The sequence below is a fragment of the Sphingobacterium sp. UBA2480 genome, assembly GCF_002341965.1.
GTDB classification, from domain to species: Bacteria; Bacteroidota; Bacteroidia; order Sphingobacteriales; family Sphingobacteriaceae; genus Sphingobacterium; species Sphingobacterium multivorum.
The window spans coordinates 682938-702886 of record NZ_DDPA01000007.1 but is presented as its reverse complement, the minus strand read 5'-3'; the positions used below and the strand labels follow the sequence as shown (position 1 = coordinate 702886).

At 41.5% G+C, this 19949-nt stretch carries 14 protein-coding genes; 4 read left to right on the top strand and 10 right to left on the bottom strand.

The window, feature by feature from the left end; translation table 11 throughout:
• Positions 1-50: 50 nt before the first annotated feature.
• On the bottom strand, positions 51-1451 hold the full coding sequence (locus B3600_RS16065) for an inorganic phosphate transporter (protein WP_286753679.1): 1401 nt from the start codon (positions 1449-1451) through the stop codon (positions 51-53).
• Between the two features lie 677 nt (positions 1452-2128).
• Here B3600_RS16065 and B3600_RS16060 point away from each other — a divergent pair.
• On the top strand, positions 2129-3064 hold the full coding sequence (locus tag B3600_RS16060; protein WP_286753678.1) for an alpha/beta hydrolase family protein: 936 nt from the start codon (positions 2129-2131) through the stop codon (positions 3062-3064).
• Positions 3065-3170: 106 nt separating this feature from the next.
• Here B3600_RS16060 and B3600_RS16055 read toward each other — a convergent pair whose 3' ends face one another.
• From B3600_RS16055 to B3600_RS16035, 5 genes are all read right to left on the bottom strand, one after another.
• Positions 3171-3836 carry a hypothetical protein gene (locus tag B3600_RS16055; protein WP_286753677.1) on the bottom strand — a complete coding sequence of 222 codons (666 nt, stop codon included), beginning with the start codon at positions 3834-3836 and terminating at the stop codon, positions 3171-3173.
• 170 nt (positions 3837-4006) lie between these two features.
• Positions 4007-4999 carry a hypothetical protein gene (locus tag B3600_RS16050; protein ID WP_070568012.1) on the bottom strand — a complete coding sequence of 331 codons (993 nt, stop codon included), beginning with the start codon at positions 4997-4999 and terminating at the stop codon, positions 4007-4009.
• 18 nt (positions 5000-5017) lie between these two features.
• The gene (locus tag B3600_RS16045; RefSeq protein WP_286753676.1) at positions 5018-5692 is read right to left on the bottom strand and encodes a hypothetical protein; all 675 of its coding nucleotides are present in this window, start codon (positions 5690-5692) and stop codon (positions 5018-5020) included.
• On the bottom strand, positions 5689-6027 hold the full coding sequence (locus B3600_RS16040; protein ID WP_046675346.1) for a PadR family transcriptional regulator: 339 nt from the start codon (positions 6025-6027) through the stop codon (positions 5689-5691). The genes B3600_RS16045 and B3600_RS16040 overlap by 4 nt, the downstream gene beginning before the upstream one ends.
• 377 nt (positions 6028-6404) lie before the next feature.
• Positions 6405-7172: a pentapeptide repeat-containing protein gene (locus B3600_RS16035; RefSeq protein WP_046675345.1), complete on the bottom strand. Its 768-nt coding sequence runs from the start codon at positions 7170-7172 to the stop codon at positions 6405-6407.
• A gap of 803 nt (positions 7173-7975) precedes the next feature.
• On the opposite strand from B3600_RS16035, the gene B3600_RS16030 reads away from it, so the two are divergent.
• Together B3600_RS16030 and B3600_RS16025 are read left to right on the top strand one after the other, a co-directional pair.
• The gene (locus tag B3600_RS16030) at positions 7976-8212 is read left to right on the top strand and encodes a hypothetical protein (RefSeq protein ID WP_286753675.1); all 237 of its coding nucleotides are present in this window, start codon (positions 7976-7978) and stop codon (positions 8210-8212) included.
• A gap of 197 nt (positions 8213-8409) precedes the next feature.
• Entirely contained in the window at positions 8410-8814 is a 405-nt protein-coding gene (locus tag B3600_RS16025) for a hypothetical protein (RefSeq protein ID WP_286753674.1), read from the top strand.
• A gap of 11 nt (positions 8815-8825) precedes the next feature.
• Here the strand turns inward: B3600_RS16025 and B3600_RS16020 are convergent, their stop codons facing one another.
• A complete protein-coding gene (locus B3600_RS16020) occupies positions 8826-9995 on the bottom strand; it encodes a glycoside hydrolase family protein (protein ID WP_286753673.1) in 1170 nt (389 codons plus the stop codon).
• A 249-nt stretch (positions 9996-10244) separates the two neighbouring features.
• Between B3600_RS16020 and B3600_RS16015 the strand changes: the two genes are divergently transcribed.
• On the top strand, positions 10245-12020 hold the full coding sequence (locus tag B3600_RS16015; RefSeq protein WP_286753672.1) for a family 43 glycosylhydrolase: 1776 nt from the start codon (positions 10245-10247) through the stop codon (positions 12018-12020).
• Between the two features lie 197 nt (positions 12021-12217).
• Here the strand turns inward: B3600_RS16015 and B3600_RS16010 are convergent, their stop codons facing one another.
• The 3 genes from B3600_RS16010 to B3600_RS16000 form a co-directional block, all read right to left on the bottom strand.
• Positions 12218-15061: a hypothetical protein gene (locus B3600_RS16010; protein WP_286753671.1), complete on the bottom strand. Its 2844-nt coding sequence runs from the start codon at positions 15059-15061 to the stop codon at positions 12218-12220.
• A 4-nt stretch (positions 15062-15065) separates the two neighbouring features.
• Positions 15066-17582 carry a beta-galactosidase GalB gene (gene galB, locus B3600_RS16005; protein ID WP_286753670.1) on the bottom strand — a complete coding sequence of 839 codons (2517 nt, stop codon included), beginning with the start codon at positions 17580-17582 and terminating at the stop codon, positions 15066-15068.
• A 64-nt stretch (positions 17583-17646) separates the two neighbouring features.
• The gene (locus B3600_RS16000; RefSeq protein ID WP_286753669.1) at positions 17647-19881 is read right to left on the bottom strand and encodes a glycoside hydrolase family 3 C-terminal domain-containing protein; all 2235 of its coding nucleotides are present in this window, start codon (positions 19879-19881) and stop codon (positions 17647-17649) included.
• Positions 19882-19949 lie beyond the last annotated feature (68 nt).

Here is a 19949-nt window from a genome sequence, read left to right as displayed (position 1 = left end):
GCCATGTGTACAAAGTCAGTGGATGACAAAAACATTCAGGTAACAATCAACTAAATAAAAAGATGGAAGAATACAAATAGTATTAAAGCCAAGCCAATCGACACAGGTAAAGTAAGTACCCAAGCAAGACCGATACTTTTGAGTGTTCCTTTATTTAAATTGCTCTTTCCTCCAGAAGCTACCATTGAACCAGCAATACCACTTGAGAGCACATGCGTTGTGCTAACGGGCAAACCCAATACGGTACTAATACCAATTGTCGAAGCTGCGACAATCTCGCTTGAGGCCCCCTGAGCATAACTCAAATGTTCATTTCCTATTTTTTCACCTATTGTTATTACAATACGTTTCCAACCGATCATTGTTCCCAAACCTAGTGCTACCGAAATCGTTAAGATCACCCAAATCGGTGCAAAGTCCGTAAGATGTTTCAATTCACCCAACTTACGATTGAGCTCCAAACGATTTTCAGCATTGATATTGATCCGTTTATTGCTCTCCAATGTAGCAATCGATTTGACCAAACCTTCAACCTCTTTTCTGAATTTAAACGTCCCAGCTTTATCCGTTACACTTTTATCCATCAAATGCAACTTGACTTGCTCAATCTCTTCATGGACATGTGCAAACATCGTTCCTTGAACAACATTACTGGAAGCAATTGTCTGCAACACGATTTCCGTTTGATCGAGCGTTTTAATGACAGCCGCATCTGGTACGGAATGGTTTATTGCAAAACGGGCAGGAAGAAATGCAATTAAGATCAACATAAACAGCCCTACTCCTTTTTGTCCATCATTGCTACCGTGAAAAAAACTGACCAATGTACAGGTCAGTATAAGAATACCCCGTACTAAAAATGGGGGTCTGTCATCTTCTCCTTGTGGGATGTGAAAAAGTGCTTTATAACGGACGACATGCTTCAAAAAGAGCATCAGTAATACCGCTAGACCAAAGCCAATCAAAGGTGACAGAATCAAAGAAAGACCAATTTCTTCAGCCTTATGCCAATTGACACCGCTGCCACCGTAATACCAGGTGAAGCCTATACCAGCCCCGATAAGGGCACCAATCAAGGTATGTGAACTCGAACAAGGAATACCAAAATACCAAGTCCCCAAATTCCAGATAATAGCAGCCAATAATACAGAAAGGACCAGACAAGCGCCTACGGAAACCGGGAGTGCCATTAAGGTATCCAGCGGCACCAATTTAAGGATTCCCATAGCCACGGCTATTCCGCCTGCAAAAACACCTAGAAAATTCCAAAAACCAGACCAAGGAATGGCTACAATTGGTTTAAGTGCTTTGGTATAAATGACCGTTGCAACAGCATTCGCGGTATCATGAAAGCCATTGACAAATTCAAAGGCCACAACGGCAAATAAACAAAGGGCAAAAACAATAAGGAGTCCAGTACTAAGATCGGTTTCCCCTAAGAGAGGAATCATGTTGCAGAAAATGTGCATAGTATTCTTTCATAAGATTTATGGTTGTCCTTGCTGAGTTTTTCTTACTTGCTGAGTTTTCCTTAAGGAAAACTACCGCAGGAACAATCGCTTCATTCAGCTCAAAAATAATTTTCAGATGTTAACTTTTGATAAAGGATATATTACGTTATACAACAAGAAAGAAAAACTTAAAACACTGTTAACGAATCTTATTCCGTCGCTATTTTATTTCTCACAAATTTCTTAATTTTCAGGGAGCTAATACGGACTTTATAGGGACCTCATTCGGACTTCATTCGGATGAAAGCGAATAAAGACCGAATAAGTTCCGTAGAAATAACGATTATAAAACGGAATAAAATCAAATTTGACCACTAGTTTTTACCCAAATAAATATAGACAAATCAAAACCCCGTAAAAGACCAGCTGTGAAGTGAGAGTCGTATTAGACCAACCGTAAAGTAAAAGCCGTGTTAAACCTTTTGTAAACCTTTTTCAAGAATGGACATGGCTATCTGCAAAAAACCAAGCAGACGATTCAAGGGAATTTTGATCCGCCATTTACAGCAAAAACAGGACGATTTACCGATTCAAACCTACAGTCCACCGAAAAGCACAAACTTTTTAAATTTAAACTCGTTACTTTAGACAAAAATAAATTTAACACCGAATTAATTATGCCTAAATCCTCCTCATTAAACTGTTCCCTGACGAACTATGCTCCCTTACAGCGGATTACACTTCGTACGCTACCTTTTCTCGTCGCCATGTATTGCCTACTCTTCGCGCAACATGCAAAAGCTCAATCTTTAGACTGGTCTACAAAAGATATTGTATTTAAAAGTGAGGGTATTAAGTTAACAGGAACCATACTTCAGCCTCGCCGTGCCCATGCGGCCATTGTCCTTATCCATGGTTCTGGACAAGAGAAAAGGATGATGGAGTTTGCCTCATATTTGGCTCAAAACGGTATTGCTGTATTTACTTATGACAAGCGCGGAGTTGGTAAATCTGAGGGAACCTATGCTGGCCCTGAGGTCGGTACAAATAATATCGACTCTGCCAACCTCCACCTGCTGGCCAAAGATGCACAAGCAGCGGTAAAAGCATTCCATCAGCAACTCGGGAAGGCGAACATTCCAATGGGACTACTTGGATTCAGCCAAGCGGGATGGATCATTCCCTTAGCGACTAACCAAAATCCTTTGATCGACTTTTTTGTTTTGTACAGTGGAGCAGTTATCCCTGCCCGTGAGCAGCTCCGCTTCCAGTTCTTTACGAATGGAAAAAAAGATTTTTGGGATAAACATACGGAAGCCGATGCCCGACAACATGTGGCGAATGATCCGGATCGCTATCAATTTACAAATACCGATCCCATGACACCACTTAAAACGATAACAACTCCAGGGCTCTGGCTTTTTGGATCCAAAGATATCCAAATACCTGTAGGTTTATCCATTGAACATCTCAATGCACTTAAAGTACAAGGAAAGCCTTTCGAATATTGCCTATTTCCTTTATTAGATCACAATACAAGCCTTTCGGCATCTAGCGAACCTAGCACTATTGCATTGAACTGGATCAAAAGTAGGAGTAAAAAAAAGTCATAAAAAACCTCTTGACAAGGGTTCATGAACATAAGATTAAGCATTAAAAAAGGCCTAAATAAAAAACTTAGGCCTTTTTTCAATCAATTCAAATGTTTAACTCGCTGGATTAATGCAAATCCGCACGAAGCACTTTATTTTTGTTCAATGCTCTATTGGAATAGATGATATACAAGGTGCCGATGATGGTTGGCGTAATCCAAACCAGCGTTGAACCAAGCTGAATCCCGGCAACTAAAAAGGCAGTCACCGACGCAATCAATGCACCTACCATACGACCCAAGTGACTGACCAGCCAGCCATTTTTCTTTTCTTTGAAACTTTTAAACAGCTGAAAATCCCGAATACTCATAAATGCACCAAAACCACCAAAAAAGACATATAAAACAGAATTTGCCACCTGCTGTATTAATCCAATTAAACCAAGACATAACATACCAACCGATGCAAGCAGCATCGTAGCCGAAATAAGTTTGTCTTTCCAATCGGCCTGTTGTTTAATCTTACTGCGTAAAGTCAACGCGCGATTACCCGCCAGAATGAGATAGATGGTAAAGATACCGATCAAAAATAAAAATGTGTTTTCGTGGCCCGGCATTCTCGCAATAACGAGTGAAATTAAAGAACTAATCACCATCGCATAGGAAAATATGATCCCCATTTTCTTATGCCCTGCTCCTCCCTTTTTTACAGCCACACTGATCAGGCCGGTAATCAATCCTACCCCACCAAAAAACGCGTGAATGTAGATCAATGTCTTAATTGTTTCTTCCATAGTTCTTCTTTAATTGTTTTTAGCTAATAATGGTATTGAAGCAAAAAGGCTAATTAATGGTTATGCCATGTTTAAAATAGATAGACAGGAAACTGCGCTATGATGCCGTTTGCGACAATAGCCCAAATGTAAAAAATATCCTTTTAATTATCCAAATGTTTAAATAAAAATCATTCTTTTTCCTCACGGACGAGAAAATCATAAGAGTACCAGAATTTCAGGTCCCCATAGGAATTAAGGTTTCCTAGACTATAGCTAATGGGGTAGTCAAAGCTATTCTGTTGCAGTTCAAGTTCATTTTTATAATCAATGACAAGTTTTTTAATAGCGTCCAAACCTGTTGCGCGTCTAATAAAACTAGTTTGACGTCCACCACGCAAATAAACCAGCACATCGGAACGATTTAACACCGTTTCGTCGGTTTTTGTCAGAAATTGATTGTACAGCAATTTTTCCAATACGTTTTTAAGATCACCACGTGGAAAATCACTTTCTCCCATCATAATCGAGTGGGTACCATAGTTGACTGACGAAACATAGTAGGGATTATATCCTGATTTTTTTAACTTCCCTAGTGCATCCTTACTAAAAGCCTGTTCATAGTCTTTCAGATCCGCATGGAGACTAAATGTAATATGTTCTCGACGCAATAACAGGCTATTAGCTCTTTTTATCGTGGTAGAATCATGGTGACGGACCAATTTGAGTACACTATCTACGTCAGGGCTATTATTAAGATGGTAGCGTATCGCTCTATAATCGAAAAATGCCCCTACAGACGACTGCCTCAAAACAGCCGGTTCCCCCTTGCTTTTCTTAGCGAAAGCTCGCACAGCATCAAATCCAGGAATGATACGGATTGGAGCTAAAGTTGGCTGTGTAGAAGAAATTGTGCTCTTGAAAGGTTTATAATTGCGAAGGGAAGTTAGTTTTAGTTGCGGCGTAGTATCTTTTAATCCCCAAACTGTCCCCAAATAGAAGTTTTTATCTGTAGTGCCATCCACGTAGATCTGGCTAACCGAAAACCCGACGGAACGCCCTACAAATTGATACCTTTTAGCCATTGTTCCATCACCGATCTCCCTAGCGTCAAAATCACTATCTTCTTTGTCACAACTGGACAAAAAACAAATGCTTAATAACAACAGGAAAAGATATTTCATAATTTAAAAAATTAATCGTCAGCTCTGGTGCAGCACTTCGATCTCATCTACCCGTCGGACAATGGCCTTTAGATTCTTCTCAAAGATAGACAAAATTCCTAATCCAATATACATAAAAATAAGAATTACAACACGATACAAAGCTAAAGAAACATAATTAACGATCCATTCCGAAGAAACCAACCCGATGATCAAAACCATAATCGGTATTGTTAAACCAAGATAATTGCGATAAACGCAGTATTTGTTCCCTCGAGGCCGATGCCGCAATAGGTATACTGGAATATAAAAAACTAGTGTACCAATCATCCCTAATTTTAATCCCGTCCAAAAAGCATCTGCATCGAGCGGCACAAAATAATAGAACAATGTGAAGTACACGATATAAATTGCACTATGCCAATGCTTGACGAACTGTAAAAAATCAGCAGGAAATTTATTGATCTGTTTTCGTTGCAGATTCAATTCATAACTAGCTGCAATGCTTCCAAACCCTGCCTCTCCAAAACTGGCATAAGCGAGATCAATGGCTCGATTAAAATACATGCCGGCATCTGAAGACATCAGTTCCTCTACCTTACAGGCGAAGTGATCCAAAATTTCAAGTTGAACATCAACATAATGATATCCTTTAGAACGGATAAAATCCATCAGAATACCTAACTCCGCTTTGGTCAATTTCTTTTCTGTCATGATACAATTGGTTTCGTGTTCAAAATAACCTGCAACTTCTCCACAAAGGTCAACGCATCTTTCATTTTACTTATCTGCGCTTTTTTTCCTTTCACTGTCAGGGAGTAATACTTTCTTGCTCTTCCATCGACAACTTCTATTGCTGTATCCAGAAGTCCTTCCGCTTCTAGCTTATGTAATGCAGGATAGAGCGCTCCCTCAGTGAGGATAAACTCCCCATCTGTTAAGAGTTTTACCTGCTGGGTCATTTCATAGCCATACATTCTTTCCGTTCCAGACAATAGCTTCAGAATAATCGTTTGTAAAGTGCCTTTTAATAACTTCGTATCTTTCATTCGTTCATCTTAAAAAAGTAATTAAATATACCTAATTTTCTTATATATACAAAAACATAAAAAAACTATGATACAGCAGGTTGCATTTTAACTTCCATCATCAGATTTGGCCTTTGCACGGCCTTTTGACTGCACTGCTTCTACCCTGCTTTTGCCTTGCTTTTGGAATTCACCTAGCAAATCCCTATGAATCGCCCAGTCTTAACCTAGTTCACTAGGTAAACACAAGGTTTCAGCTAAGTGCTTACTAGGGACAAGAGCGAACAAAGGTAATGACAGGAGCGAATAAAGGCATAAGCAGGTCGGGAGCGAAAAAGCCGCTAGAGCTGGGAACTCCAAACGGCTTTGCACTAACAATTATATATAGAATGATATGATTATCCTGCTTTTAATAGATCAACAATAAGACGATCTCTATTTTCATTCAATGAGGGGTAAAACTGATTTAGATCAACCAATATAATTGGCATCCCCCTATTTTCGGGCTTATACAAGACATTATCCACCAAGTCCCGACAGAAAACCAACGATTCATTATCCGTAAACACTTCTCTTGACCTTTTGAGGAAACTATCAAAAAAACGTCTGGGATTATTGATGATTTTAAGATGCTCTTGGTTTGGAAAAACTGTACTGGAGAGATCTAGCCCTCGAGAAAATATAACGTCCTTTAATTCTGCATGACCAAAATTTACCAAGGGAGTCTTTAATGGTTTGGCTTTTTTGAGAATAAAAAGATTGGTGGAATATAAATCTTCTGTAAAAGGAATTCCATAAAACCATGAAGAACTGATCTTTCCTTTAAATACCACATGAATCAAATTCGTCCCGTCGAAAGTTGTTTTGTCAAATGTATTGTAAAGGAAGGACGACTTTTCAATTTTTAGATTTCCAATAATGGCTTTCGAAAAATCATTCGCTTCGAATGTACTTTCCATCCAAAGCCCAGATTCCTGAAAAACAACAGACTGAAAGTTACAGTCTACAAAGGTACAGCGAATGAACTTACAATCACGAAACATGGAGTTCATGAAGCTTTTCCCTTTTATCTTGCAATCGATAAAAGAACAGTTTTTTAAGACTTTGTGATTGAATTCAAAACTTTCAATCTCACTTTGCTGGAATATTTTATTAGTCAGTGCCATGCTAAAAATGATTAATAGGCTAAAATTTCATAGTAGTTGCATTTCAAATGGATATTTAACGGCCAAAATCTCCATTTATACATTGATGACAACGGGAAAGACAAAACGTCCTAAAGGAATTTTGACTTTTTTTATTTTTTTTATCCCAGCCTAAAACAGCCAAGACATAAAACATGTCGTTGCAAACTAACGATAGGAATATATTAGCCAGCCATTCTTCAACTGAACAATAAGCACAAAAAAAGCCGCAAGGACGGGGAGTCCTTTACGGCTTACTACCTATGAAAAACATTTACCTTACGTGTAAGGCACTATCTACTATGACAATTAAAATTAAAATGTCGCACATAAATCTGCAGCACAATAAATTAACAAATTAAGATCGGCTCATTTCTTACTCTACAAAAGTGTCAGAATTTGTTTCGGCATTTCTTGGATCCAAATATAAAGTCCTCGGTCAGCGATTCAAGCCTCCGTTTACAATTCGCCAAAAATGATTTACGATTCGTTTATTGTATTATTTTAATCGGCTGGTTAATTAGCCCTTTACTGCTATAAGAAAAAAAAGTATATTGGTGGACGCAATTAAAACTGTTTATGAAATTGATAAAAAATATCTTGGTAGTGCTTGTACCGCTTACCTTATTCAGCGGCATAACCTTTTCCCAAAGCAAAGAGGAGCTTAAAAAAAATATGAAAACAGCAGTATAGATGAAGAGCTCAAGAAGAAGATGGCTACGGAATAAGTCTTTCCCGATAGCCTCATCTTACCCCCTTTACACTATACCAATTCCTATTATGTCTTGGACTCTGCAGTTAATGATTTCCATTCTATTTCCATTGATGTTATTGTACAGGATGACATTCCCGACCATTATTCATTTTATATTTCACCTTTTAATATATCCCTAAACAATATGCCTTTATATTGTGGTATTCAATCTTCTGGTGGCGGTATAAGTGTTAAGACTGGCAAAGAAGAGGATATTAAATTTAATGCCATCTTTTCGCGCTGGTTTGAACGGACAAAAAAGCCTTAAAAACTACAGGATATTATGCTAGTTCGGATGCGGAGGGTGATTTTATCAGTGTCCGGAATATCGTAGGCTGGCACAAAGGCTCCTATCGCATCACACTAAAAAAGGAAGGTTATATCGCGGGTAAGGCTATCCCAGATACTATTAAGCCTAAAGAAATCTATTTCAGCTGGGGCGATTATGAACATTCCTGGGTCACTATGTATGTCGAAGATTTAAGCACAAAAAAAGTGGTCAATGTAGGCTCACTGGCCTTCCCGGGTAAAAAGATTCGGATGAAAGGGCATATTACATCGTTCTTGGAGCAATACAAGTATTTCATCGATTTTGCCCAAAGGTCGAGGGATCTTGAGGGACTGAATGTCATCCGATACGACAAATTACCTAAAGTAACCATTGTTCAAAAAAATCTACGCATTAATGGTAAATTGGTCAAGCTTGAAAAAGTGCCGACTTACCATAACCGTACACACAACCCCGAACAAAGTAAAGTTGCCGGTGAAATCCCTATTCTATCCAAGGATAGTTATAACCCTACGACCGGTGAACTGACACTCGAAACGGGCGTGTTTGTAAAATGGCCAGAGAAAAAAGATGTTAATTAAAGGGAATGCTTTTAATTCAGTCCAAAATTGACAATAAAGGAGTTTTCTTCTTTCGGGATCTTATCGGACTTATTTTTAAAAGGATCTCCGATCGAAGCAGCAGCATATAATGCCTGTGGTCGTCCTTTTTTATCGAATAATATAAACGGACGTTCCAAATGGGCCAGCACTGTTTTGTGTTGTCCGGTTACCTTCAATTCGCGTTGTGATACCAAAGGGTGGCGGGCAGCATGCCAGTGCAGGCCATCTGCTGAGGTAATCAGTGCCAAAGCACCAAACTGCGCGACCAATTTACCTGAATGCGCATAGTACTTGACAACTGCATAAAATTGCTTTCGCTGTTTATCATACCATAAAAATGGGTCTTCACAGGCCATGTCCGGCTCCGTGAATACTTGTGAAAGGAGTTTAAATGGTTTATCCGGTCTATCGCTTACCGCGATCCACATCGTCATATTGCCCACGTTGGGTTTTCGCGACTTAAAGATCATATAATATCGTCCGTCGGGTCCTTCTGTCACCGATGGATTTGTCGTCACCTCAAAAGTTTGTATCCCATCTGGCTCAATCAGCGGTTCTTTTACTTCCTGAAAATTACCCTGCGCAAAGTCGCTCAATTTATTAGCGACAAGTACACCGATCTTCTGCGTACAATTGTATTTAAGCCAATGTCCCCAGTCTGAATTGGGATCGACATTTTTGGCTCTAAAGGTCGAATCGAAGGCATTACTCATATAATAGAGGTAATATTTCTGACCAAATCTGCGTATTTGTGGATTGTGCATGGTATAGCGGTTCCATTTATGTTGATCTCCATTTCCTTTTAAAATGGTCTTCACATAATGGAAAGACCCAGTTGGCTTGTCGGCGGTTGCATAGGCGATTTCCGAATATTTTAACCAACCACTGAAACCATCAAAAATTCCATTCGCAGGATCATCATCCAATGTCCGTTTGCCATGTGGCCAACGCGCGTAAAACATATGGTATTTACCGTCCTCCCCCTGAATTATACTATTGCACCAGTGATAATATTGGCCGTCGATAAAAACTTGACTGGTATCAATCGTCTGTTGGAGCTTTGCCCCAAGATTAAGATTATCCTGTGCTTTAGCAACATAAACAGTTCCGGTACATAATACCCGCAATAGCAAGGTTAAAAAGAAAGTTAGTCTTTTCATCACATAATTTCGGCTAAATGCATTGTAGCATCTGTTTTATAACTGAAGGCAAATTAGCAAGACTTTACAACAAACTAGTCATCTCTATTGATTATTTATGAATCAGTATTAACATGATTTCGTCAACAACGGCTAAAAAACTATTAAAGACTTAATTTTACTTATCTTACCTCAGTTTACATCATCAAAACCTTTTGGCCATTTTAGGGACGAAAAGGTTTCGATCGTCTTTATTAGAAAGCGAAAACTATGCAAAAACCAATCGGTAAACCCATAAAACAGCAAACTATAACAGCAAACAAAAATAGGTTCACAAAGATTTTCATAACTGTTTTTTTCGGTACAGGCTCTCTTTCTGGGCTTGTTTACGGACAACAGACCACAAAAATTATTGCCAATCCTTTGGCATTGGAATATCGTTTTATGCCCGAAAGTCCCAGTAGACGGGAAGCAGCAGATCCCGTCATCGAGCTTTTCAACGGCCAGTATTATTTATTTGCATCGAAATCCGGAGGATATTGGCGCTCCTCAGATTTAAAGGATTGGCTGTATATCCCTTGCAAAAGTATTGGTAGTATTGAAGCTTATGCACCTACTGTATTAAATTACAACGGTACGCTTTACTTTTTGGCTTCCGGTGGAAAACCCCAAATTTATAAAACAACCAATCCTGATCAGGATCAGTGGGAACCCATACCGACCAAATTTACCATCGGCATGACGGATCCAGCCTTCTTCAAGGACGATACTGGTAAAGTTTATCTGTATTGGGGATGTTCAAACGTTGATCCCATCATGGGAGTGGAAGTAGATCCTAACGATGGTTTCAAACCCATTGGCGCCCCACAATTATTGATTCAACATCATGAAAAACAATATGGCTGGGAAGTGCAGGGCGAGCATAACGAACTGGGAACCCCCGGTTGGAACGAAGGGGCAACAATGATTAAACACAAGGGTGTATATTACCTCCAATACGCATCTCCGGGCACGCAATTCAGAAGTTATGCCGATGGTGTTTACACCGCCGATTCACCCTTGGGACCGTTTCGCTATGAAGCCAATAGCCCTTTTTCTTATAAACCCGGCGGGTTTATTGCAGGCGCAGGTCATGGACATACTTTTCAGGACAAGCTGGGCAACTATTGGCATGTTGCAACCATGAAAATTTCGGTGCGAGACTGGTTTGAACGACGTATTGGTCTTTTTCCTGCATTTTTTGACAAGAAAGGCCAGCTTTATGCACAAACAGTGTATACTGATCTCCCCTTTCAGCTCCCCAGTACCAAAGTTGACCTCGAGAAGAAGGATCTTTCTTTACCGTACAATCTTTTGTCTCGAAACAAACCCATTCAAGTATCCAGTGAGCTGGATAAATTCCCAAAAATTTACGCTAATGACGAACGGGTAGAAAGCTGGTGGTCGGCAGCTTCGGGCGCTATCGGTGAATATATTCAGATTGACCTTGAAAAAAACATGTCCATCAGTTCCCTACAAGTGAATTTCGCTGATCAAGATTTCCAGCTTAAAGCGCCCCAGTCTTACTGCTATCAATATTTGATCGAATACTCCAGCGATGGCAAAAAATGGTCACCGCTGATAGATCAAAGCAAAAACACAAAAGATCACCCGCATGAATTATTTAGCCTAGATCGCAAAGTCAACGCACGTTATGTCCGCCTGACCAATAAGAAAGATATTCCTGGTAAGTTCTCGCTTTATGATTTTCGAATTTTTGGTCATGGCCTGGGGCAAAAACCCAGAGGAATCAACAGCTTGACAGGACAACGTAATACGGAAGACCGTCGCCAGATCACACTGCATTGGCCAGCATCGCCAAACACCAAAGGTTATATTCTCCGTTGGGGTATTAAATCCGACAAATTATACAATGCAATCGTGGTCTACGACAACAACTTTGATGGTCGTAGTTTCAACAGCGATCAGGGCTACTATTTTTCGGTGGAAGCTTTTAATGAAAACGGCCATTCAGAACGGAGCAAAAAATTGCTCCATATTGAATAGCATCTAAAACGGCCTATCCCGTTGGATAAACGGAGAAACGCAATCCAGGAAATTACATTGGGTGAACTCTTGTCAATCGGATAAGGTCGAACACAAAATAGCATATAAGCCAAGTCTAAAAAAAGAGTCTTCTCATCGATGTGATGAGAAGACTCCTTAAAAATGTGAAATCTCGATCCGAAACGTTCACCGACGGCTTACTTAATCACAAACCAAGTTTGACTTTTTGCTGGTATATTGACCTCAAAGATCGCTTCCGAGGCTGCATTTAATGGTATTGTCCTACTGTTTTGATCTTGCTCAACCACTTGCACATTTCCTTTCAGTCCGGTATAGTATAAGTTGACCTTAATTTTTCGTGTTATCGCTTCGTCCAATGGATTATAGATCATTAGTAATCCCTTTTCTTTTCCCGCTGGATTTACGTGCAAAATAGCATCATAATCCATCCCGTCAGGACGTCTCACATGGATGATATCACTGTCCAAAACTTCACGGTGTTTCTTGTAAAAATTCACCCATTTGGTTACTACATTTTTCGTCTCTGGGGAGTCATAAAGCTGTGGTCCACGATAACAAGCCTGTACACCTGCGCCAAATAGATTGGCCAAGCGTTGCTCGTAATGCGGTAGGTGATCCTTCAAAGGCTCTATCGTTGCCTCTTTGCCGCCACCTTGGTATTCTACCAAAGGAACAAACATCCAGCCCATGGATGGAGCTTTAGCCCAGGTACCATCGAAGATATTTTGTCTTTCAACAATTTCCTGTTGTGCTCTCGGTAATGACCAATTCGCTTCGCGGTAGCCCATTCCTACTTTGTTGCCACCGTTCAAGAAATACATATCCGGAATATTCAGGTAGATTCCTTTTTCACGGCACCATTTGTAAAAGTCAGTGATCCGTTTAAATTGATTCCATTGCGAGTCTTTTTCATTATGATGTCCCGGATGGTCGGTGGCATAACACCAATCCCCTGGATAAGAGCCATCATGCTCAAATACACCCAGTCCCGAACTTTCATACAGGTTATACAGCTTTTTGAAGTAAGCCTGCCCCCATTCACTTTCAATACAGGGTGAACTTCCAAAGCGCGGATGCATCCCTTCGGGTAATACAACATCATTTTTAGCATCAATATGACGACTGGCAAGGAGCGAATAGCCCCCAAGTTCAATCCCTTTGCTATGTGCATAGCCAGCGAGCTCCTTCATGCGCTTAACATTCTCGGGAGAATCATCTTCGGCATTGAATCCAGACCAAAAGGTCATGATCACCATTTCAAAACCAACTTCCGCTGCTTGATCAATTGCCTTTTTAACCGACTCGTTATCCGAGCTCCGTACATGCATCAATATCGGATTTTCAGTTGCCCATGGCGCCATGGAACGCATCATTTTTCGGTATCCAAGGCTCTTACGTTCACGTTCCCAGCTATCGTTCAACAGTTCCCAAACGCGATAACTCGCAAACGCAGCACCAGAAGATACCCTCTGCTCAGGTCCCATTTTAGGTGCAACCTCCAACAGACAGGGCGTCTCCCGGTCATAGTGTACCTGTGTTGTATATAGGGGGTCTTTTTTCCATTCCACACTCGACGAATAAATATACTCTTCGCTCATCCCGCCAAAGTTATAATCCGTTTCCAACGTGATGTTTGGCAACAGCCATCGATTGCGTTGATCTACCGAACTTTCGGGTTCAAAAACCGCAAGCTGCTCACTTTTGAATTTATTGACAACGATGTCTTGCCCAGACTGGTTCTCCACCGTAATCCACTTGCTAAAGATTGGCATATCGTCATAAAGGTCATAATGCACCTGTACCGTGACATCTTTCATATAGGCAAGTTTACTGGACAAATCGCCGGCAAATTGGGATGGGAAATCACCGTATGCCCAAAAGCCTTCAACTTTCGAGCGACCTTCCTTTGTAGAAGCCTTACCATCTTTATTTCCGCCATTTGGATCCATTTTTCCGACACGGACCAACTGTATCTTGTCACCTGACTTTAGCGAAAGATGGCCGACGGTATGCCATTGTTGTCCATCCAAAGAGGCTTGTGCCAATAATTCTTTATCCGCTATTTCATATCTAAACCATAGCTGATCTGCTTTACCAACTTCGAAGGTTCCGTTATCGCGTTTGCCATCAAAAAAGACTACTTTGCCTTCGCTTGCTCGCCAATAAAGTCTGGGGCTACTATTCGTTAGTGTTAGCCCAAAACCCAATCCCCAATCGTTGGATTGATCAGTGCCTTTATTCATCTTGGCGACGAGTACCTTTGCTTCTTGAGGAACCGCTCTTTCAGCAAATACTGCCGCATTCTCCAGTGCCATAATCTCGCCCACTTTTCCTTCATTGACAAAGGAATTACGTGCATGTGATTTTGACACCATCAACTTCCAGTCGGACGCTAAACGCTGAAATTTATCTTCCAACAGCAATGATCTGTTTTGGTCACTTTTGCTCTTTGCGGCAAGAGCATCGATCGCCTGTTGATCCAATTTATAGTTAAATGTCAGCTCTTTGCCCGGCACTGGCCAGGGCATATCTTTAGGCATCCAGTTTGGTCTTTTTTTCCAGCCAAAACGGGGTTTTGTCTCTTCAATTTTATAGTCATGGAACTTAAAAGCCATGGGATTAGCCTTTAAACTCGGTATCCATTCTTTTAGTAAGTAATTATGTACTTTCTGTCCTTCCAATCCACCGACATCAAAGGTAAACCCATCGATTGTTACACTGGCTTCAGGTCGAATCGATCTTAGAAATGCTATATTTCCAGTCAATTCGTCCAAACCAATACTGGCTACATTTGGAAAAGTCGTAAATGTACGGCTGACCAAGCCATTGGAAAACACCAAATGACCTTCTTTCGTTTTGAAAAGTCCCGCTTTCGCTCGGGGAGTTCCAATTAACCAGTCTCCAGACAGGCTGTTCCTTTCTTTGTTAAACAGTGGCAGCTGCTGACTATAGCTCTGCGTTGCCTGCCCCAAGCATCCCAATAGACACAGGATATAGAGTTGTTTTTTTAAATATTTCATCTTTTTATTTAGCCAATACTTGTACCGTAGCTACTTTCAAGCCCTTACTCGATGCGTTGATTCGAATTGCACCCTGCTCTCCTTTTTTTGCTTTTACGATGACCAATGCCATTCCGTTATAGGCTTTACGCGAATGACTTTGGAACGAAGTAAAATCAATTGCGTTTCCATTATCGGTAGATACAATTTCACCTGCACCTTCGACCGAAAAATCAATCAGCGCATCCGATTGCGGCACCAGGGTTCCTTTTTTGTCAGTCACTTTTACCGATACAAAAACAAGCTCAGAGCGTCCACCATCTATTGTAGCACGATCTGCTTCCATCTGGAGCTTTTCAGCTTTTCCAGCGGTTTGGATTTCTGCTTTGGACCATTCCTTGCCGTCTTTATAAGCAATTACCTTAACCGTTCCCGGTTCGTAACAAACGCTATCCCATTGCAATCGGAAATCCTGTCCCGCAACCTTCTTCTTACGTCCTTGACTTTTTCCATTGACAAAAAGTTCTGCTTCTGTGCCAGAGGTATACACATGCACCGGTGTAATCTCTCCTTTTCTGCTTGCCCAAGTCCAATGTGGCAGGATATGCGTCACTGGCAGGTCTGGCCGCCAATGAGATTGATATAAGTAAAACCGATCTTTTGGAAAACCTGCAAGGTCTATAATACCAAAATAGCTGCTTCTCGAAGGAGGATTTTTCTTTTTCAATTCTTCCAATGCAGCTTCCAATTCAGCACGTTTTGCGGGATCCGTTCTAAAATTCAACAAATTGGTCTCCGCCGAATTATAAGGTGTCGGTTCGCCCAGATAATCAAAACCTGTCCAAACGTATTCTCCCAACAAGTTTGGATACTGCGCCAATATCCGGAACTGTGCATCCGGTGAACAGCCCCATCCCGGAGCGGCACGATCGTAAGAAGTGACCTGCCAGCCATCGTAATCGGTTCCAAAAAAATATTCTCCGCGGGAAGAAACACAGGAAGAAGTTTCACTGCCCAACGTCGGCATATGCTGATACCGCGCATCTTTATCCCAACGCCCCTGTTGACTAAAGAAGTAATTCACACCCATGATATCCAAAGCCGTTGCAGCGCCCGATTCACGGCCACCATCCGGGTCATTATAACCATTGGAAACTGGTCGTGTTGGATCTGCCCGACGAATAATATCGGCCAAATGCCGAGTCATGTTGACATCCTGTTGTTCAAGCACCTCATTACCAATGGACCATATAAATACCGAAGGATGGTTCCGGTCGCGATGTACCATGGCCAATAGATCGCGCTCATGCCACTCATCGTATAATTTATTATAATCTTTTGCGCGCTTACCTGTACGCCAAGCGTCAAAAGCTTCGTCCCAAATCAAAATCCCCATTTTATCAGCCAATTCCAATAATTCTGGTGCTGGTGGATTATGAGATGTGCGCAGGGAATTCATACCCATGGCCTGTAACATGTTGAGCTGACGTTCCAACGCACTTTTATTAAAGGCCGCCCCCAATGATCCCAAATCATGATGGTTGCATACCCCTTTTATGTCTACACGACGGCCGTTTAACTTGAAGCCTTCATTTGCTGTAAATGCGATTGTCCGTACCCCAAAAGGACTATAATAGGTATCACTAAGTTGACCGTCGACGATTACCTCAATCTTTTCTACATAACGATTTGGCGATAGAATATCCCAACGTTTCGGCTGACTGATACGCGTTTCAAGATTCAGTTTGCCACTTGCATTGGCATGAAGGTCTACAGATCCACTGGCGGTGGCCACCTGTTTTCCAGGTTTATCTTGAGCATCCAACTGGAAATAAGTCGCCTTGACCTCAGCATGTACTGGAAAAAAACGGAAGTTATCCAATGTTACTTCATTCTTGACCGTTGCATATTGATCGCTAACAACAGGGGTGGTGATTGAGGTTCCCCAATGTGCCACATGCACGGCGGAAGTACGTACCATCCATACATGGCGATAGATTCCTGCTCCGCTATACCATCTTGATTCCCAATTTTCCGTATCCAAACGTACTGCCAAAACGTTCTCACCATCTTTTTTTAGATAGGGCGTTAAATCCATACGAAAGGAACTATAACCATAAGGCCAAGTTCCTACATAACGGCCATTTAACCAGATTTTAGCATTCGCCATGGCCCCATCAAAATCCAGATAGACACGCTCTCCGGCTTGAAGGTTCTCGACTTTAAAATGTTTTCTATACCAGCCTATTCCTTTATAAGGCAGCTTTCCGGATTCACTGGCCAGTTCAATACGGAATGGACCCTCAATAGCCCAATCATGCGGTAAATCCAAGCTACGCCAAGTATCATCATTGCACTCGGTCTTATACAAATCATTAGGTTCAGCCAATTGATTGCCATCAGCCTGCAAACCAAAGCGGGAAAACTTCCAGTCCCGATCAAAAAGCTCCACGCGCGCGTTTCCCATGCGTGTTATTTCCTGCTGTTGTCCAAATAAGGAAAAGGATAACATTGCGAGGATCATTCCGAAAATTACTTTCATTTATTTTTGTTTATTCGTTGATTATTTAACAGTAAGGTCTATACAAACCTACTTCTTTTTTGCCTTAATAGGGTCGATACGCGGTTCCTTGCATTGTAATTTCGGTCTCGACGCCTACAGATTTTCCCGGCTGACCGCCACCAACATATATTTTGACAGCGCCACCTTTTTGTATCAACTCGCCTTTTTCGCTCACCAGAGCCAAATCTTCTGGTGTCAGGGTGAACGTTATTTTCTGCGAATGCCCCTTTTTGAAAAACACGCGCTGAAAGCCCTTTAAAGCACAATTAGGTACTTTATAGTTTCCTTCTTTCGGATGAACAACATATAATTGAACAACCTCATCACCGTCACGTTCGCCGCTATTTGTAACTTGTACGGTGACCTGAACATCAGTTCCTGTTTCGACTATTCTAGGCGTCTGTAATTGCTTATATTCAAAGTTCGTATAGCTCAGTCCATAACCAAATGGATAACGGACCTCACCTGTAAAATAACGATAAGTTCGGTTTGCCATGGAATAATCCTCAAAATCAGGTAAGTCCGCATCACGTTTATATGTTGTCAAAGGCATACGTCCGGCAGGATTATAACGACCAATCAGCACATCCGTAATAGCATCTCCGGCTGCCTGTCCGCCGTACCATGCCTGCAATAGGGCGTCTACATGCTGTGATTCCCAATCGAAGCTCATCACTGATCCCGACATATTGACCAATACAAGTGGTTTCCCTGTTTTTTTCAGCTCTTTTAAAAGGGCAGTCTGTACTTCAGGAGAAGCCATCGTCGATCGGTCGCCATTCACAAAAGCACCATACCCCGCTGCACCAGCATCGCCAGCTTCACCTTCGTAGTCTGCAGTTATACCACCAACGAAAACAATAACATCTGCCGCTGCAGCCTTTTTAACAATTTCTTCAAATGAAGGACCGCCATCAATTTTTTTCATGATTTCGGTTCCCGCAAGATAGTCTATGGCGATTTGCTTTCCATAACGTTTTTGTAGGCTGCTCAGCGGTGTGACAATTTCCGAAGGCGTACCAAAATAATTTGCTAACTGTGCGTGTCCGTTATTGGCGTTGGGGCCGATCAAAGCAATTCTTTTTATTTTATTGGGGTTAAGGGGTAGCAAGTTATGCTCATTTTTCAAGAGCACCATCGACTCCTGCGCCATTTTATATGCATGTGCCTTATGCGATTTACTTTCGATAACTTCGCGACCAATCTTTGCATAAGGTACCAGTGCTTGTGGATCGAACATCCCCAATTGAAACCAGATCTGCAGAAGTCGGGCTAATGAAACATCAATATCCTTTTCGGATAATGCGCCTTGTTTTACCCCCTGTTCTAACAATTGATAGAGATTACCACATTCGAGATCTGTTCCGGCCAAAACTGCAGCACTGACAGCCGCTGTATTATCCGGATGTGTCTTATGTCCACTTGCAAAATCATTGATACCGCCACAGTCCGAAGTTACGTAACCTTTAAAGCCCCACTGATGCCGCAAAATTGTATTGAGCAACACATTATTGCCACAGCAGGGCATTCCATCCAGTCGATTATAAGCGCACATGATTCCGTGTACTTTTGCTTTCATTACCAACTGACGAAATGCTGGCAGATAGGTATCCCAAAGGTCATAAGCGGAGACTTCTGCGTTAAAAGAATGTCGATTATGTTCGGGGCCGCTATGCACAGCAAAATGCTTAGCTGCCGCAACCGCTTTCAAATACTGTGGATCATCACCTTCCAATCCGCGCACGATAGCCGTTCCGATCTGCCCTGTCAAATAAGGATCTTCACCATAAGTCTCCTGGCCCCTCCCCCAGCGTGGATCACGAAAAATATTGATATTTGGAGTCCAATAGGTCAGTCCGCGATAGCGTTTACCTGTTTTTCCAGCTTTGAGATCTTCATTGAATAATGCGCGACCTTCTGTCGCCGTATAATCCCCCATCTGTTTGACTGCTGCCGTGTTGAAGGTAGCTGCCATGCCTATAGCCTGCGGATATACAGTTACTTTTTCTTCTGTCCGTGCAACACCGTGTAGCGCCTCATTCCACCAATCGTATGCCGGAATGCCCAATCGTGGAATGCCCTTAAACTCGTGCTTCATCATCTGCACTTTTTCCGATAGGCTCATTCGCGCAATCAGATCCTGAATACGTTCCTCGCGACTTCTTTTTACATCAAGAAAAGCGTAACTTTTGCTTTGTGCCATTGTCGCTTGCTTTCCCCCAGCAATAAGCAACAAAAAAAGGACATTCAGTCTCAAAAAACAACGGTTAAATTTCATTTTTATAGTTTTATTTTCTCAGGTATACCTTTCTAATTTCTCAAACAGCAACAGTTCCCCTCTGCATA

Excerpts from the sequence above, each read along its gene's own strand:
- B3600_RS16000 (WP_286753669.1), bottom strand. The coding sequence starts at position 19,881 with ATGAAATTTAACCGTTGTTTTTTGAGACTGAATGTCCTTTTTTTGTTG.
- galB (WP_286753670.1), bottom strand. The coding sequence starts at position 17,582 with ATGAAAGTAATTTTCGGAATGATCCTCGCAATGTTATCCTTTTCCTTA.
- B3600_RS16045 (WP_286753676.1), bottom strand. The coding sequence starts at position 5,692 with ATGACAGAAAAGAAATTGACCAAAGCGGAGTTAGGTATTCTGATGGAT.
- B3600_RS16055 (WP_286753677.1), bottom strand. The coding sequence starts at position 3,836 with ATGGAAGAAACAATTAAGACATTGATCTACATTCACGCGTTTTTTGGT.
- B3600_RS16020 (WP_286753673.1), bottom strand. The coding sequence starts at position 9,995 with ATGAAAAGACTAACTTTCTTTTTAACCTTGCTATTGCGGGTATTATGT.
- B3600_RS16025 (WP_286753674.1), top strand. The coding sequence starts at position 8,410 with ATGTATGTCGAAGATTTAAGCACAAAAAAAGTGGTCAATGTAGGCTCA.
- B3600_RS16050 (WP_070568012.1), bottom strand. The coding sequence starts at position 4,999 with ATGAAATATCTTTTCCTGTTGTTATTAAGCATTTGTTTTTTGTCCAGT.
- B3600_RS16060 (WP_286753678.1), top strand. The coding sequence starts at position 2,129 with ATGCCTAAATCCTCCTCATTAAACTGTTCCCTGACGAACTATGCTCCC.
- B3600_RS16065 (WP_286753679.1), bottom strand. The coding sequence starts at position 1,451 with ATGATTCCTCTCTTAGGGGAAACCGATCTTAGTACTGGACTCCTTATT.
- B3600_RS16015 (WP_286753672.1), top strand. The coding sequence starts at position 10,245 with ATGCAAAAACCAATCGGTAAACCCATAAAACAGCAAACTATAACAGCA.
- B3600_RS16040 (WP_046675346.1), bottom strand. The coding sequence starts at position 6,027 with ATGAAAGATACGAAGTTATTAAAAGGCACTTTACAAACGATTATTCTG.
- B3600_RS16035 (WP_046675345.1), bottom strand. The coding sequence starts at position 7,172 with ATGGCACTGACTAATAAAATATTCCAGCAAAGTGAGATTGAAAGTTTT.
- B3600_RS16010 (WP_286753671.1), bottom strand. The coding sequence starts at position 15,061 with ATGAAATATTTAAAAAAACAACTCTATATCCTGTGTCTATTGGGATGC.